The organism is Veillonella sp. ZSJB6 (assembly GCF_051549505.1).
Taxonomy (GTDB): Bacteria; Bacillota; Negativicutes; order Veillonellales; family Veillonellaceae; genus Veillonella.
Genome location: NZ_JBPUGE010000094.1, coordinates 1 through 257, shown reverse-complemented (window position 1 = coordinate 257; position 257 = coordinate 1). Strand labels below are relative to the sequence as shown.

Sequence of the window (257 nt, the reverse complement as noted above, 5' to 3'; positions counted from 1 at the left end):
TAATCTCGATACATGCGTTTAGCCGTACATTGTGCAGCAAGTTCAGTTAAATAGTAATATGGTCTATCAGGCGTTACATTATGTTCATCAAGAACATAAATCAATTTAGGGAATGCTGGCGTAATATATACATCACCTTCATTTTTTACACCCTTAATACGTTGGCGCAAGATCTCTTCTGTAATAAGAGCAGCCTCTTTAGCGTATTTATAATCAGGTTTAAAATACATGAACAATGTAACAAATGGAGATTGACC

At 35.0% G+C, this 257-nt stretch carries 1 protein-coding gene; it reads right to left on the bottom strand.

Annotated features, from left to right (window positions below; all coding sequences use genetic code 11):
- Positions 1 to 257, bottom strand: a 257-nt coding sequence (nrdD, locus tag ACSV5T_RS10020; RefSeq protein ID WP_438321029.1) for an anaerobic ribonucleoside-triphosphate reductase, incomplete at both ends; no start/stop codon positions are given.